The organism is Xanthobacter aminoxidans (assembly GCF_023571765.1).
In the GTDB taxonomy this organism is placed as follows: domain Bacteria; phylum Pseudomonadota; class Alphaproteobacteria; order Rhizobiales; family Xanthobacteraceae; genus Xanthobacter; species Xanthobacter aminoxidans.
Genome location: NZ_JAMJXC010000027.1, coordinates 1 through 13,992 on the forward strand (window position 1 = coordinate 1; position 13,992 = coordinate 13,992).

General features: G+C 67.8%; 16 protein-coding genes. All 16 read right to left on the reverse strand.

All coding sequences use genetic code 11. The features are described 5' to 3' along the window. A partial coding sequence (locus EJ105_RS25245) for a phage head spike fiber domain-containing protein (RefSeq protein WP_250168510.1) occupies positions 1 to 1,304 on the reverse strand: 1,304 nt, incomplete at its 3' end. Between the two features lie 21 nt (positions 1,305 to 1,325). Further along, entirely contained in the window at positions 1,326 to 1,751 is a 426-nt protein-coding gene (locus EJ105_RS25250; RefSeq protein WP_250168511.1) for a hypothetical protein, read from the reverse strand. After that, positions 1,748 to 5,707, reverse strand: a complete 3,960-nt coding sequence (locus EJ105_RS25255; protein WP_250168512.1) for a host specificity factor TipJ family phage tail protein — start codon at positions 5,705 to 5,707, stop codon at positions 1,748 to 1,750. The genes EJ105_RS25250 and EJ105_RS25255 overlap by 4 nt, the downstream gene beginning before the upstream one ends. 7 nt (positions 5,708 to 5,714) lie before the next feature. Continuing rightward, positions 5,715 to 6,137 (reverse strand): hypothetical protein, encoded by a 423-nt coding sequence (locus EJ105_RS25260; RefSeq protein WP_250168513.1) that lies wholly within the window; start codon positions 6,135 to 6,137, stop codon positions 5,715 to 5,717. Beyond that, complete coding sequence (locus EJ105_RS25265; RefSeq protein ID WP_250168514.1) at positions 6,137 to 6,670, reverse strand: DUF1833 family protein; 534 nt, start codon at positions 6,668 to 6,670, stop codon at positions 6,137 to 6,139. Before EJ105_RS25265 ends, EJ105_RS25260 begins: the two co-directional genes overlap by 1 nt. A 1-nt stretch (position 6,671) precedes the next feature. Further along, the gene (locus EJ105_RS25270) at positions 6,672 to 7,052 is read right to left on the reverse strand and encodes a hypothetical protein (protein WP_250168515.1); all 381 of its coding nucleotides are present in this window, start codon (positions 7,050 to 7,052) and stop codon (positions 6,672 to 6,674) included. Beyond that, on the reverse strand, positions 7,049 to 9,409 hold the full coding sequence (locus EJ105_RS25275; protein ID WP_250168516.1) for a hypothetical protein: 2,361 nt from the start codon (positions 9,407 to 9,409) through the stop codon (positions 7,049 to 7,051). Before EJ105_RS25275 ends, EJ105_RS25270 begins: the two co-directional genes overlap by 4 nt. Next, entirely contained in the window at positions 9,409 to 9,729 is a 321-nt protein-coding gene (locus EJ105_RS25280; protein WP_250168517.1) for a phage head closure protein, read from the reverse strand. Before EJ105_RS25280 ends, EJ105_RS25275 begins: the two co-directional genes overlap by 1 nt. Next, positions 9,726 to 10,133: a DUF3168 domain-containing protein gene (locus tag EJ105_RS25285; RefSeq protein ID WP_250168518.1), complete on the reverse strand. Its 408-nt coding sequence runs from the start codon at positions 10,131 to 10,133 to the stop codon at positions 9,726 to 9,728. The genes EJ105_RS25280 and EJ105_RS25285 overlap by 4 nt, the downstream gene beginning before the upstream one ends. After that, positions 10,133 to 10,621: a hypothetical protein gene (locus EJ105_RS25290; RefSeq protein ID WP_250168519.1), complete on the reverse strand. Its 489-nt coding sequence runs from the start codon at positions 10,619 to 10,621 to the stop codon at positions 10,133 to 10,135. Before EJ105_RS25290 ends, EJ105_RS25285 begins: the two co-directional genes overlap by 1 nt. 11 nt (positions 10,622 to 10,632) lie before the next feature. Next, positions 10,633 to 10,854: a hypothetical protein gene (locus EJ105_RS25295; protein ID WP_250168520.1), complete on the reverse strand. Its 222-nt coding sequence runs from the start codon at positions 10,852 to 10,854 to the stop codon at positions 10,633 to 10,635. Continuing rightward, the gene (locus EJ105_RS25300) at positions 10,851 to 11,192 is read right to left on the reverse strand and encodes a hypothetical protein (RefSeq protein WP_250168521.1); all 342 of its coding nucleotides are present in this window, start codon (positions 11,190 to 11,192) and stop codon (positions 10,851 to 10,853) included. The genes EJ105_RS25295 and EJ105_RS25300 overlap by 4 nt, the downstream gene beginning before the upstream one ends. Further along, the gene (locus EJ105_RS25305; RefSeq protein ID WP_250168522.1) at positions 11,189 to 11,644 is read right to left on the reverse strand and encodes an HK97-gp10 family putative phage morphogenesis protein; all 456 of its coding nucleotides are present in this window, start codon (positions 11,642 to 11,644) and stop codon (positions 11,189 to 11,191) included. Before EJ105_RS25305 ends, EJ105_RS25300 begins: the two co-directional genes overlap by 4 nt. 1 nt (position 11,645) lies before the next feature. Further along, a complete protein-coding gene (locus EJ105_RS25310; RefSeq protein ID WP_250168523.1) occupies positions 11,646 to 12,236 on the reverse strand; it encodes a head-tail connector protein in 591 nt (196 codons plus the stop codon). 1 nt (position 12,237) lies between these two features. Next, the gene (locus EJ105_RS25315) at positions 12,238 to 12,636 is read right to left on the reverse strand and encodes a hypothetical protein (protein WP_250168524.1); all 399 of its coding nucleotides are present in this window, start codon (positions 12,634 to 12,636) and stop codon (positions 12,238 to 12,240) included. A gap of 58 nt (positions 12,637 to 12,694) precedes the next feature. After that, positions 12,695 to 13,987, reverse strand: a complete 1,293-nt coding sequence (locus EJ105_RS25320; RefSeq protein ID WP_250168525.1) for a phage major capsid protein — start codon at positions 13,985 to 13,987, stop codon at positions 12,695 to 12,697. Positions 13,988 to 13,992 lie beyond the last annotated feature (5 nt).

Consider the following 13,992-nt stretch of genomic DNA (forward strand, 5'->3'; position numbering starts at 1 on the left):
CTGAAGGCCAGCGTGCAGCCTGTCGTGTTCACCGCCCCTACCGCCTTGCCGGACCATGGTGCCAAATCGGCGGGTCTGGTGGTGGCGCTGCCGGCGGTGGCGATTAGCGACGTGGCGGCCGAGCCTGTCTCGAACTGAGCGCCCCACGCATAAACATCGCCCGCCGCGATGACCGGACGGAACCCCGTCACGCCGGGCGGCGGCGTGCCAGTGAGCGTGAAGCGCTGCCACGTCGTCGTGACGGTAAAATTCTGGTTCGCCGCGACGCCGTCGGGCGTGGAGTAGGCCAGGTACATCTGGACGGTCTGGTTGGCACCGGTCGCGCTCCGGAGCCACACTGAGAATGTGGCGCGCGACGTGATATTGGTGCCCAGATCGCAGCCCAGATATGAGGCTATCTGGCACCGGTCCGCCGTCATCGCCCCATCGGGGGCGGCGGCTGCATTCGCCGTGATAGTCGAGCCGCCGTCCTTGAACCATCCGGTGCCTGCGAAATCATTGGAATATCGGATGTAATTCGTCGCGGCTCCCTCGAACATCATGTGCCGGCGGCCGGCCGAATGGTCGAATGCCAGGATATTGTCCGGCACCACCTCCACCAGTCCGCTGACACCGATGACGCGCTTGCCGACGCCGGAGCGCGCGAAAAGCTCGCTGGCCGAGATCCCCGAGCCGTTGAGCCGGTACTGGTCGCGCACGAAGTCCGCCACCAGCATGGGTGTGCGGCCGTTGAGAGCGAGCCGGTCGCCCAGCACCCACATGCTCCAGCCGGCCGCCGTGCGCCGCCACATCATGTCGGTATCGAGCGCCACCACCTGCATGCCCTGCGCGGGCGGGGTGAAGCGCCACGCGGTGCCGCTCCAGATGGCGAGATAGCCGGCATAGCCGACCCACGCGCCCGTGGGCCATGTGCCCACCACATAGAGGTCGCCTTCCACCGGCGCGCCCGGCGGCGTGTCGAGGCCGACCGAAACCGCCGCATAGGTCGCCACGGCATCGTCGAGAACACGCTGGCGCTCGATCAGCTCGCGCACCCGCTCGGCCACATAGGTGCCGGTGCTGCGCGAGGGCGAATTGTACACGATGATGTAGGATGATCCCGCAAGCGCTGCCCCAGGCCAGCCATAGGCCAGGGTGAGGTGGGTATTGTCCACCACATCGAGGATCCGCACGGCCCGCCCGCCGGCTTCCAGAGTATCGCCCGCGACGATGGGCGTGCTCCAGAGCGTACCGGCGCCAATCACGGCGGTGCCACCCGCCGGCACCGTCACGGTGCCGGTCGCATAGAAGTCGCTGAAAGACATGAAGCGATCCTTGAGCTGCCGTCAGGCGCCGGCGGTAACGACAATGCGGCAGCGCGCCACCCGCTGCGGCCATGGCGGAACGATCTCCGCCGTCCATGCGCCGGGCCGCGTGGGCATAGCCGCCGCGACGCCACCGCCCACGAGCGCTTCCGGAGCGCCGGGGCCGCCGGCGAACATGCAGGCCGTACCATCCGGCAGGTTCCGCGCGAGATCCACCCGCTCGCCCACGATGACCATAAGTTCCTCGGCCTCGAGGAGGGGCGCATCCGGCCGGGTCGCCACTACGCCGTCCGCGACGTAATGGGTGGCTGGGTCCGGAAGGTCAGCAGGCGCGAGGAGCAACTCCTCCCGCCCGCTGCGCACTGCCGCCAGAGCATCCTCAAGGCGCGTGACGTTGAGCACCGAAAGGATCTCGCCCGTGCGGTTGTCATACTTGATGAAGATCATCGCTTGTACTCGGTCATGGAGATGATGCGCGACCCGTAGAAGCCGGATGAACCGACGCCGCCGACCACAACGCGATAGGTGGTCGATCCGGATATGTTTGCAGTATCGAGAAACTCCAGAGGAAGCGGATTGCCTCCAAAGTTGATCATCATCGTTCCGAACGAATATCCAGCCGGATATGCGCCGATGAACAGCGTTTCGCTGTAGACAACCGTCTCGGCGGCGCCGGCGACCGAGCGATATACTGTGACCGGCACTGTCCCGCTGCCGCGATCGGTGTAAGGCATATTCCAGGCGTTCGTGCCGATGTTCGCCCGGATGATGCAGGACGATCCTGCCGTGCGGACGATCGATGTCGTGAACACCGTGATCGTCGTCGCCGTGGGGGTGGACGGTGGCGGAAGGGATGTCGTCAGGGTTTCGGTGACGAACGCCGTCACCGCTCCCGGCGCGATGTTGGTCGTCGCCACGCCGCCGATGATGATCTTGTCGGTGGTGATAGACGATGCCTCAAGATTGATCGTCTTCACAGCGCCAGCGGCGATCTTCGGTGCGGTGATGGTGCCATCGGCGATGACATCGGCGGCGATGTAGATTTTGGGGGTCGGGCCGGAGCTGTCCACCAGAAAGGCCGCCGTTGGGTTCGCACCTCCCGAGGTGATGAGGAAGCGATCGGCGTCAAACCAGACCTCGCTATAGGCTCCGCCGGGGCCAGACTTTGCGACGATCAGCATGCCGGCTTCGGCACCCTCGGCCATCGCCTTGGCCCGAAAGGCCGCGAGCGCGCCGGCCGGCGTCACGTCCGCCACGAAGCTCACATTGAGGCTGGCACTCAGGCCGCCAACAGTTGCGGTGAGGTCCGTGATCTGCGCGGCCAGCGCCGTGTCGCCAGATACCCGCGCTCCACTCTCGCTGCTGATAGAAGCCGCGAGGCTCGCATCAGCAGTCTCCAAGGATGCCTGCAACGTCGTGATCTGCGCGGCCAGCGCTGTGTCGCCAGATACCCGCGCTCCACTCTCGCTGCTGATAGAAGCCGCGAGGCTCGCATCAGCAGTCTCCAAGGATGCCTGCAACGTCGTGATCTGTGCGGCCAGCGCGCTGTCAGGGCCGACAGCAACGGTGATCTCCTCTTTGAAGTTCGCGACGGCAGCGCCGATCCGAACTGTGAGCGAGCGAGCGATTTCCTGCCGCTCAAGCATGCCGGCCGCGTCCGCATCCGCAACCACTAATGCAAGCCCAGAAAGCTCATTCCGGATCGAGGAAAGGGCGGACTGAACACGTTCGACCACGAGGTCATGGGTTGGCCCCGTGAATTGCTCGGCAGATACCGGGAGCTTGCTGGCATCGATGACCGGCGCGGCCACGTCCACCGTCGCCCACGGCCCCTGCGTCGCACCCACGGCGGAGACCTGAAGCCGGAGCGCCGCCGGCTCCACCACCACGGAGAGTTCCGCCGTCGTCACATCCGGGAGCGAAGCCCAGCTATCTCCTTCGTCGTAGGAGATCCGCACCCGGTAGAAGGTCGCCCCGGATGCAGGAAACCACGAGGCGGAAAGCACCGGCTCCAACACGTTCTGTTCCACCGTCGCGAGCAATCCCGCGACGATGGGCGCCTTCGGCAGGCTGAGGGATGGCAGGCCCGGAAGGGGATCGGGCGCGCCATCGTCGTCATGGACGCGCGGATCATCCACGACGAAGGTCAGGGACACCCGGTCGCCGTTCGGCGCCCCGGACAGGGCGATGCACCGGCGCTGCCACGCGGATCCCATTCCATGGGCGAAGGTCGGCAGCTCCGATCCTTCGGCACGCGCGAGCACCGCCGCCAGTGTCTGCCCCTGCGCCGTCTCGACAATGGCAAGATCCGCCGCATCGAGGACGCAGAGGGCATCCGATCCGCCCCGTGCGCATTTCACCGGTCCAAAGGCCGCGCCCGTCCTGTCCCGCAGCACCACGTAGTGCTGCCCCGCGCCCGCCCATGCCGGCGGAGGCTCAAGGGTTAGGGTCGCCCCGGCTCGTGCCGCAACCACGCCGGCGGCGCCCCACGCCCCCGGCAAGTCGGACTGGATCTGCACGTGCTCGCCGAGGCTGATCAGCCGCCCATCGTGTTCCGTGGTGACCGAGGGGCGCACCCGGCGATAGACGTTCTGCCGGTAGTGGAAACCGGCCTCGCGATAGGCCTGCGCCCGCTGCGCGATGCCGGGGATCTGCATGCGCATCGGGTTCTCGGCCACGACGGCGGCGGGATACTGGACCTCCTCGGCCTGCCAGGTGGTCTCATCCACATATTCGACGATGACCGCATCGGCCGCGTCGGAAGAGGCGAACTCATAGTCCACGGCGAAGGTGCCGCGCACCGTCTCCCGATCCGTGAGCAGCATGCTCGGCACCGCGCGCCATTCGTCGCGCACCAGCGTGAGCATATCGCCGGCCCAACGGTGCTTCGCCCGAACCGTCGCCAAGGCCGTGTCGAAGGCCTCCGGGACGCCGACCGAGGACGTGAACTCATAGTCGAAGCAATCGCCCCGCGCCGCCGCCGTCGCCGCCAGCGCCAACACGCCCTGCAGGTCCACCTTCGCGGCCGACCGACGCGCGCCATAGTCGGTGTTGGTCGCCATGTCCCAGAATGCCCAGGCCGGCGAGCGCGTCGGCTGTTCCACCCAGGCCGATCCCGACCACACCGGCAGGATCCGGGTCTCGATCACCTTCAGGGCCTGCGCTGCGGCCGAGGTCAGTTGCTGCGTCGCCTTCAGCCGGAGCGCGATCGTGCTGACGCCGGCGAAAGCCCGCGCCCCCGACAGGAAGGCGCGCAGGCCCATCCACACGATCGTGTCCGAGACGTTGCTGTCCGTGCTCGGCGCCGAGGACCGCTTCAGGCGAACCTCATAGCGGCCGGGCGCCACCGTCACCTTGAAGCTCCAACGCTTGGGCTTGTTCGTCACGCCGCCGAGGCTTTCGGCGAGGAGCTGCGACCACCCGCCCGTGGGGGCGCCAAGGTCGTTCACCGGCCGATACTCCGCCACGATGGGCACGAAGAAGGGCCGCCGGTCGCCGTCCGAATTCGTCGTGTAGAGGCCGCCCGGCGCGGCGACATCGAGCGCGAGATCCGTGGTGGTGGTGCCCGCCGGCGCCGAGATGAAGCCGCCCACGTAGCCGTCCGCAGGCTTCGGCAGCTCCTGCCCCGACACCTCCGGCGAGGAATAGACATTGACCGGGAAGAGCGTGACCTCTTCGCCCGGCTCATAGAAGGCGACAGACACGCCGGTGAACTCAGGGTTCACGCCCGTCGCCGCGTCCCAAAGGATGGTGTCATCCATGAGGATCTGTTCGCGGCTGTAGCGCCCGCAGCCTTCGGACAACAGGATGTTCAGATATTCATCGTTGCCGATGTATTCCGACCATGGCACGGCGGCATAGTCGGGAGCCCTCTTCACCCGCCCGTAGCTGACGGGGATGCTCTGCAGGAGCCGGGCCGAGTTGGCCTGCTTTCCGAAGCTGTAGACCTGTCCGGCGTCGTCATCCTGTCCGCCCGCCTTGGCCTTCACCAGCGTCGAGACGAGGAACGATCCGCCGATGAGGAAGGCCGCGCTGCCGACACTGGCGGAGATCCCGAGGCCGAGGCCCGCGATCCACGTGCCCACGCCCGGCGCGAGGAGCGAGAGGCCCACCAGCGCCACGAGGCCGAGCACCTGCTTGTTCTGCGCCCGGCTCCCGCCGAGCGGCCTCGACATGACCACCAGCCGATCCGAGGCGCGGAGGCGGCGCCGGCGCCAGTCGGCGCGCAGCACCGGCTCGCCGTTGATGGCGACGACGGTCGGCAGGATGTCGGTTGCCCAGGCGCGCGGCGCACCGCCCGATCGCCGCGCGCGGCGCAGGAAGCCGGCGACCGTTTCGCGCGCACGGGGCTGCGCCCGGCCGAGCACCTGTCCCGGCAGGACGATGTGAACCGCTTCGTGCATCGTGTCCTCAGATGGGCTCGAAGAACCGCAGGCGCGCCCATCCACGGGCGCGCAGGGTCACCATGGCGTCGAGAGCGACGCCGGCTTCGGCATCGGCGTGCAGCACCCGCCCCTCCGGCTGGAGCCAAATGCCCACGTGCGCGCCTTGGGTGACGCGTGCCATGAGCACAAGGGCGCCGTCCGGCGCCGCCACGAGGCCCGCCGGATCGGCGGCAAGCTCTCGCCAGTGCCCCCGCTCCGGGTGGGCGGCAAGGGTGTCCACCATCCACCGCCAGGTCACCGCGTCCGGGATCTCCACCGCAGGGAGGTGGCGCTCCCACAAGGCCGCCTCCACCTCGCACGCGAGGTGCCAGCACGAGGCGCCGGGAGACCATGGCCGGCCGATGAGGCTGGTGAGGTAGGCCGCGCGGGCCGTCGCGTCCGCCGTCATCAGGCGATCAACGAGCTGAATTCCCGGCGCGAATAGATCCGGCGCGGGAACTTCATGTTGGTGAGATCATCGAATGAGGCGGTGCCTTCGACAGTGGACCCGGCGACCGTCACCTTGCGCAGGAGGAATTCCCACGGCCCGCAGGCCGGCTCGCTCACGTCATCCTCGCGGTACTGCCGGAACAGCACCTTGAGATCTGCCCTGTAGCCGATCGCCGCTTCAAGGTAGGGCATCACGTCGCGCGCCACGTTATCGATGACCACACGACACTGCGGCACCTGCTGTTCCGAGAAGTTGGGCGCGTCCGCAGAAAAGGCGATGGGGGTGAACTCCGCCAGCTCGCCGGCATCGAACGTCGCGCCGGGCTCGATCCCGAAGGTGCGCGGCTCTACATCGCAGACGAAGCGCAGGGGAATGGGCGCGCCGCTCTCAAGGAACGCGGGGTGCTGCAACTCGATCGTGTCGAAGACGAGCACGCTGTTGGGGCATGAGGCCTCGGCCTCGGCCCATGCCTCAGTCCACAGATCCCCCATGTCAGGACACCACGGATGCGGGGAACACGTAGAGATCGAAGACGACGCGCACCTTGTCGCCGCTCGCGCTCCACCCGAGCGTTCCGGCGCGCATCTGCACCGTGCGCGCCGCGAACGCCGCGCCGTCGAGACTGACGGGCATCGTGAACCGGACGGACGCGCCGAACAGCGATCCCGACACGAACGCGAGGAAGGTCGCGAACTCGGCCGCCGAGAGATCGGCCGACCATTTGAGGAGCGGCAGGGCATCGCCGGGGCGCCGCCGCATGCGCACGTTGCCGGCTTCCATCTCGGTTTCCAGCGGATCCCGGATCGGCTTCACATCCCAGGCGTCCCGCAGCGGCTCATAGGGCACGGAGGCAGGCCAGACGGGAAGGCTCATCGGCCGACACCCCGCATGGGATTGAGGCCGAAGCGGGCGCGCACGGCCTGCCCCATTGGCCCCATGGTGGTCATGTCGGCGGCGAAGACCTTGCGCACCATGGCCTCGATATCCGCCGTGGCGTCGCGCAGCGCGGCCCGGAGGTTATCCCGGTCGCTGGCGCGCCCGTCGTTCCCGCCGCCGGTCTGGTTGATCACGAAGGAGGGGGAGACGCTCACATTGTTACTGAAGGCGTTGCGGATCATGGTCTCAGCGGGGGAGATCGGCACGCGCACATCCACCGGGATCCGGCGGCCGTCCGGCAGGGGCACGGCCGCTTCCGGCCCGGCCTCGCCGAAGATCGCCGCGTTCCGCGAGACGCCGCCACGCGCATACTTCTTCAGCTTGCGGGGGCCTTGCGGGGTCATCACGCCACCATCGGCAAATTTGAAGGAGCCCCCGACCTCTTTGATGACACCCCCGATAATGCCGCCGCCGCCCGATCCGAGCGGCCCCTCGCCGAGCAAGGCCGCCTTCAGCGCCATTTCCGCGAGGAGCTTGATGCTGTCCTTCAGCACGTCATTCCAGCTCTTCGTTCCGTCGATCAGACCCATGATCGAGCTTTGCGCGAGATTGCCCACCTCCTGCTGCATCTCGCGCTGGCGCTCCTGCGACGCCTTCGTCTTCTCAATGGCGGCCGTCACATCGCCATAGCGCGCGGCGAGCATCTGGAGTTGCTGGAGCTGTTCCGGCGAGAGCTTGAGATTGTGCTCCTGCGCCATGTTGATGGCGTCCATCATGAACTTGTATTCGGCGGCGGCCTGCGTCGTCATGCCGAGCTGCGCCTGTTCCTGCTGAAGATCCCGCAGGCGCTCCGACATGGTTTTCTGCACATCCTTGAAGCCGTAGCCGATGGAGGGGTCCGGCTTCGTCCCCGGGGGCTTCACCCCCTCAACACTCGCCTTCAATTCATCGAGCCGCTTCTGCGCAAGATCGACGGCCGCGATGTACTTTTCCAGCGCCGCCGTCATTTCTGCCGTGTCGGCGGTCGGCATCTTCGCGTTGTACTTGCCGGCCCACCCGCCCACTTTCTGGTTGGCCGCGACGGCGCGAGCGTATTCCAGTTCGGCCCTTGCATCGGCGAGCGCCTTCTCGGCATTGGTCACGTGCTGGTCGGCCAGGGCCTTCAGCTCTTCCTTGGCATCAGGCGCGCCAGCTTTGACCCGCGCAATGGCCCCGTCGAGGTCTCCCATCGCGCTCTTGTGCGCCTCGGCCGCCACCTTCGCTTGGTCCTGCCGGAGAGCGAGCGCGGCAATGGTCCCGACCGCCGCAGCGATGACAATGCCCCAAGGGCCGCCGAGAAGGCTCAAGGCGGCACTGAGACCGGCCGACGCGAGCGCGGCCGTGCGCTGCGCCGCCGCAACGGCGAGAATGGTGGCATTGAGGGCCGTGATCCTGCCGGCCGCCGTGACCGCCGCCGCCGCCGCCGAGGCCAGCGACGCGGCGAGAGGACCAAGCACGATGCCGAAGGTGACGGCACCGATCGCGACGCCGATCGCGAGGATTTCCGTCTTGTACTTCTCCAGCGCGGCGGCGCCTTCGAGGACGCCGGACTTCAGCGCGACCTCGATCTTGAGCGCCAGCATGTCGAACATCTTGGCGACCTTGGCCGCCTCTTTCGCCACCTCATCCGACATGACGAGACCGAGGCGCCGTGCCTCCTCGCGCGCCTTCGAGATCGAGCCAATCCCTTGATCCATGAACCGCAGGAACTGCTCGCCGCCGGTGCCACCGAATATCTCATCCGAGATCCGGATCTGCCCCGCCTTGCTGAAGCGCTTCATCTTGTCGATGATCTCTTCGAACAGGGCGGCGGGATCCTGCAGCTTCTGTTTCAGCTCGCCGGCCGTATAGCCGAGGCGCTTGAACGCCTCCTCGCTCGATCCCGCGCCGGTGCGGATGAACTCATCCGCCCGCAGCTGCATTTCCTTCAGGCCATCGGTCAGCGCATCCACGCCGACGCGCGCCTGTTCGGCCGCAAACTTCAGCTCCTGAAAGGGCTCGAAGGCGACGCCGGCCTTCTGCGCCTCGGCCGCGAGATCCGCCACGGAGGTGGCCGCCGCCTTGAGCGTCGTGATGGCACCGGCGATGCCGCCGCTGGCGATGATGCCGGCGCCGCCGAGCGCCTCGAAGGCGGAGCTTATCGAGGCCGTGGACCCGTTGAAATAGTTCTTCAGGTTCACGGCATTCTGCTGCGCCCGCTTCTCGATCTCCAGAAAGCGGCGGTTGGAGACGGCCTTCGCCTTCTCGAAGTTCTTTTCGAAATCGCGGATCCGCGCCTCAAGGGCAACGACAAGACGTTCCTCTTCGCCGGCCATCAGTCCACTCCCCGTGCAATGGTGCGGATCTCCAGGCCGCGCCTGCGGCCGAGTTCCTTGATTTCCTTGATGTCGTAACCCACCCCGTCGAAGCGGATGCGGTCACGCGTGGTCACGCCGGCGAGCCAGCGGGTGCGGAAGATCGTGGCGGTGTCGCCCTGCAGGCCGGAGCCCTGCAGGAATTCCGAGGTGCTGGACTGGATGAGGCTTGCCCACAAGGTCGCCACCGGCGCCCATGTGGTGGTCAGCACCCCGTCTGCGTCCCGCGCCTCGGTTCCGCGCTCGATCGTGATGCGCCGGTCCATCTGTCCCGCCTTCACCGGGCAACCTCCACGAGGCTTTCGACGGTGACGACGCCATGGGAGGTCTCCCCGTCCGGGTCGCGCAGGAGGCGCGACGACGACACGAGGGCCGTCACCGCCCTGTGCCCGCCTTCAAGCGGCAGCGTCGCGCCTTCCACGGCCGCCACGATGCCGTCTGCGATGTCGCGGGCGAGCGGCGCATTCTTCGTCCAGACATGCAGCGTGGCGTAGAGGCGCCGCTCGCGCCCGCAGAGGGATTGCGGCTCGCGCACCGACTGCCCTTCTCCGAACAGGATCGAGGGGAAGCGCTGCGGCGCGCCGTCCCCATCGACGATGTTGGCGGCCGGCACCAGCGCGAGGAGTTCCGGCGCCGCGAGGAACCGCGCGAGGAGCGCCCTTTGCAGGGCGCGGTCCGGGGCCATCAGGTGGCGGAGGCGTGCACGACAACCACGTTGGAGTCGATCTCCAGCGTGGACGTGAGCTTGATGGTGGCGTTCGCCTCATCCATCTGGTCGCTCGCCGACATCACCAGGGCCGTGAAGTAGCGCGCCGAGTTCTTCGGCGAAGCCCCGGCCGCCGGCTTGTCGGCGAACTCCACCTTGAAGGCGTAGCTGTCACGCGCGGCGGCGGCGGCGCGCAGGGCGAGCTGCCCTTCGTCGCCATAGTCGGCATTCATGATGACTTCCATGGCGCCCGCATTCTTCACGCCCTTCACCTTGCGGGTGCGCCCCTTACTCAGAACGTTGGACGTGATCAGCTCCGCCGTGTCGCCGAAGGAGCCGATGCTTTCGACTTCATCGATCTCGGTCCAGTCCTCGGCGGTGAAGTCGGCCGCCACGAAGTCGGCGGGTCCGGGTACCTTGACGGCCCCGATGAAGATCTTCGATCCGCTCGCGCTGAAGAGTGCCATGGTGTTTGCTCCTAACCTTTGGCTGTGAACATCGCGTCGAAGGCCGCCGCCGTCAGCGGAGCCTGTGGCGCGGCCTCCTTCCGCCCGCCGAACAGGGCGGCGAGCATGTCGATCCGCCCGTCATGGGCGGCGGCGATCTGCGGGATGGGGGTCGCGAGGGCGACGGCCGGGGTCCAGCCCAGCCAGCCCGTCGCGGCCTTGAAGAGCCATGCGTGATAGTCCGCGTGGCTCATGCGTCGAAAGGGCGGGATCCCGGCTTGTCTTCCGCCTCCGCCTTCGGGCTGCGCCCGCCATTGGCGAGGAGGATCACGAACCGGATCAGGTCCGGCGCGATGTTCATGACGCCGGCGTCATAGACGCGGGCATCGAGATCGCCGGGGGCGGACAGGCCGATGCCGGCCCGCGTCACGTCGATCGCCGCCGGGAGGTCATAGGCCTCCAGCTTGTCGATCAACGCCCCGAAGCTCTGGTGCGCCCGGCACAGTGCCATGGCCGCGCCGAGGGTGGGCGCCAGGGTGAAGGTGTCGCCACCGAGGGCGAGGCTCACGTGGCCGTCGAGAAGGTCTGTCATTTGGCGTCTTTCACCGCTTTGCGGATGGCCCGCTTGATGGCTGAGGCGAGCTTCTTCCGGTGCAGGCGGAAGGCAGGCCAAAAGAAGGGCTCGGCCTTGGTGCCGGGGTGGCGGGTGCCCTCGAAGAGGCCCCGGTTTTCGTGGGGAGCGGTCCCGAACTCCACCAGGTGGGCGTAGCGCACCTTGGTATTGCCGGCGGTCACAAGCACCTGCAGTTCCGGCACCACCTGCCGCCCGCCCGGCTGGGAATAGGCCGGTGTAGAGGAGCCGCCCGGCGTCACGGCGATACTTTCCTTCAGGTCGCCGTCATCGACAGGCGCGAGCGCGCGCATGTCGTCCGCGAGCGCATTGCCGGCTTTGAGAAGGGCCGGCTGCACGGCGGCCCGGACATTCTGCGGAATGGCATTGAGGCGCCGGTTGAGACGGGCAAGCCCGTTGTCCACCTTCGCCACGCTACACCCGCACCCGCCGGAAATTGGCCGTGAGGCGGTTCGCGCCGAACGGAAGGTCGGACGCGGAGACGCCGACCGTCACCGCCTCCCGGTTCTCATAGAGGTGGGCGACGATGAGGAGCGCCGCCCGGCGAATGGCGGGCGGAACATCTTCCGGCGCACCGTACCCCGCCTCGAATGTCACGGACACCGCATCGTCGCGGGGATAGGTGGCAGGCCAGGACTGGCCATAGGCGAGCTTCAGATAGGGGTCTGCAGAGCCATTCAGCACCCCACCATAGACCTGTGCAGCCAGCGGGCGGGAGACGCCATCCGATCCCCAATAGGTCACGGAGGAGACCGCCCGCACCGGAGCGAGGGGCAGGCGGATGACGCCGCAGGCTGGGAAGCACGGCAGATCCTGCCGCCATACCTGCGTCACCAGCGTCCGCCCCAGCTCGCCGCTGTACCCGTCCAGCAAACTTTCCGCCGCCGCGATCAGATCCTCGATCAGGCCATCATCCTCGGACAGGTCCATCTTCAGGGCGAGCTTTGCCTCTTCGACCGTGAGGAGCGGAAGGGCGGGAGCCGAGACCCTAACGGGCGCCAGCACGTCAGGCCTCATCGGCCGCCTGCCGCGCCAGTGCCGCCTCGACAATGGCGGCGCCGTCGAGGCGCGTATCATTCATGTCCGGCTCGCCCACGGTCGGCACGAGCCGCAGAAGCTGGACGGGGATGACCTCTTCAGGCGCCGGGGCCTCGGCGGCTGGGGCGACCTGTTCGGGCGCCGGAGCCTCGACGGCCGGGGCGACCTCTTCGGGCGCCGGAGCCTCGACGGCCGGGGCGACCTCTTCGGGCGCCGGAGCATCGACGGCCGGGGCGACCTCTTCGGACGCCGGGGCCTCGGCGGCCGGGGCGACCTCTTCGGGCGCCGGAGCATCGACGGCCGGGGCGACCTCTTCGGGCGCCGGAGCCTCGGGAGCAATGATCTGGTTTTCTTCGGTCTCGGCCATCTTGATCCTCCGAATTGAGCCGGCGGCGCCGGAGCGCCGCCGGAATGCGTGTCCGACCTCAGGCCGAGATCTTCATGGCCTTCATGGGCTCCGGGCTCTGCACCCCGCCGCCCACGCGCTTGCGGGTGTAGAAGCCGACATAGGGCTTGTTCGTGAGGGCATCGCGCAGGACCGAGATGCCGACGCGATCCACCACCAGGTAGGTGGACGCCATGTCGCCGTAGAGGATCGGGATGTTGCCAGCGGCCACGTTCGGCATGTCCGGCACGTCCACGATCGCTTCGCCCGCGAGGGTCGAAGGCTGGCCGACCTGATAGGAGGGCTGCCAGAGATAGTTGCCCTGCCCATCCTTCAGCTTGCGCACCGCCATGCGGGTGAGCCGGTTCATGTACATCTTCGCCCCGGCGCGGAAGGCATCCGGCAGGGTGTAGATGAGGGTGATGATGCCGTCCGAGGTGATGGCCGCAGCCTCGCCGGAGTTCACCACCTCGATCGCGCCCCACGGGTGGCGGGCGGCGTTGGCCGCGCCGGTGACATAGGTGAGGATGCCGTAGGGCTTGCCGCTGCCGTCGCCGGCGAGGAAGGCGATGTTCTCCTGACGCGAGAACTCGGTCTCCACCTCGCTCGCGAGCCAGCCCTCGATATCGACTTCCGCGTCTTCGAGGAGCGTCTGGGAGGCGAAGGGGAAGGCGTACAGCTCGCCCGGCGTGAAGGTCAGGGGCGCCACCTGCGGCGTGCCGGTGGCGGGGCGCGCGGCGTTCTCGGCGACCCAGCCCGAACCCACCGTGCGATCGTTGTAGACGCGGGTGAAGCCCGGCTTGCTGATGCTCTGCACCTGCGCGTTCTGCCGGATGGGAGAGATCTCCTTCAGGCGCGCCGTGATGGTGCGGTCCCACTCGACAGGCGCGAGATAGCCGCCATCCGGGTTGCTGCCGACCGTCATCGCGGCGCGCGGCCCTGCCTTGTTCAGGGCCTTGATCTGGGCCTCGCCCTCGCCTTCGCGGAAGAAGGCGCCCCACGCGGTGCTGTACTCGGGATCCGCCGGCGCCGCCGCACCGCCGCCCGCCTTGGCCGTGGCCGCCGCCTGCTGTGCCGAGATGGCATCGAGGGCCTTCTGCGCGGCCTCGATCGCCTGATCGATCTTCTCCAGCTTGGCGTTCACGACCGTATCGTCGGCCTTGGCCTTCAGCCGGTCATCGTTGGTCTTCTTGTACTCCTCGAAAGCCTCATTGAGCTTGGCGAGGATCTGCGCCGGGTTGCTGGCGTCGGCGCGCGGCGCGGCGTGGACGGCGCGGGGAACCGGGGCAAGCGCGGTCGCGCCCATGAGGGCGGAGGTCGAAACGTGATGCATGGCGA